General features: G+C 66.0%; 2 protein-coding genes. Both read left to right on the top strand.

The features are described 5' to 3' along the window. The coding region (locus ABZ659_RS35850; RefSeq protein ID WP_360229198.1) for a DUF3459 domain-containing protein at positions 1 to 483 on the top strand (483 nt) is incomplete at its 5' end. Next, a partial coding sequence (locus tag ABZ659_RS35855; protein WP_360229201.1) for an alpha-amylase family glycosyl hydrolase occupies positions 480 to 1,327 on the top strand: 848 nt, incomplete at its 3' end. The genes ABZ659_RS35850 and ABZ659_RS35855, both read left to right, overlap by 4 nt.

A 1,327-nucleotide genomic window follows, 5' to 3' on the forward strand; every position in this document is an offset into this window, starting at 1 on the left:
CTGTGTGAGAACACCCCGTTGAAGGAGGGCAGCGAGGAGTACCTCGACTCGGAGAAGTACCAGCTCAAACCCCGTGACTGGGCGGCGGCCGAACGCGAGGGCCGCAGCATCGCCCCCCTGATCACCCAGCTCAACACCATCCGCAGGCAGAACCCCGCCCTGCGGCAGCTCCGCGACATCCACTTCCACCACGTGGACCAGGAAGCGGTGATCGCGTACAGCAAGCGGGCCGGGTCGAACACGGTTCTCGTGGTCGCCAACCTCGACCCCCACCACACCCAGGAGGCCACGGTCTCGTTGGACATGCCGCAACTCGGCCTCGACTGGCACGAGTCGGTGCCGGTGCGCGACCAGCTCACCGGTGAGACCTATCACTGGGGCAGGGCCAACTACGTGCGCCTTGAGCCGGGCCACCGGCCCGCGCACGTCTTCACCGTCCTGCGACCGTCCAACCCGCAGATCGGAGGGTCACCCACATCATGATCGTCAACGAGCCCGTCCACGACACCTTCGAGGACACCCCCGCCAAGGACCGCGACCCGGACTGGTTCAAGCGGGCCGTCTTCTACGAGGTCCTGGTCCGCTCCTTCCAGGACAGCAACGGCGACGGCATCGGCGACCTGAAGGGCATCACCGCCAAGCTGGACTACATCCAGTGGCTGGGCGTGGACTGCCTCTGGCTGCCGCCGTTCTTCAAGTCCCCGCTGCGGGACGGCGGCTACGACGTCTCCGACTACACCGCCGTCCTGCCGGAGTTCGGTGACCTCGCCGACTTCGTCGAGTTCGTGGACTCGGCGCACCAGCGCGGGATGCGGGTGATCATCGACTTCGTCATGAACCACACCAGCGACCAGCACCCGTGGTTCCAGGAGTCCCGCAAGGACCCCGACGGCCCCTACGGGGACTACTACATGTGGGCCGACGACGACAAGCAGTACCAGGACGCCCGCATCATCTTCGTCGACACCGAGGCGTCCAACTGGACCTTCGACCCGGTGCGCAAGCAGTACTTCTTCCACCGGTTCTTCTCCCACCAGCCGGACCTCAACTACGAGAACCCGGCCGTCCAGGAGGAGATCATCTCGGCCCTCCGCTTCTGGCTGGACCTGGGCATCGACGGCTTCCGCCTGGACGCCGTGCCCTACCTGTACGCCGAGGAAGGCACCAACTGCGAAAACCTTCCGGCGACCCACGAGTTCCTGAAACGGGTCCGCAAGGAGATCGACGCCCACTACCCGGACACGGTGCTGCTGGCCGAGGCCAACCAGTGGCCCGAGGACGTCGTCGACTACTTCGGCGACTACTCCTCCGGCGGCGACGAGTGCCA

Source organism: Streptomyces sp. NPDC006997 (assembly GCF_040635175.1).
GTDB lineage: Bacteria > Actinomycetota > Actinomycetes > Streptomycetales > Streptomycetaceae > Streptomyces.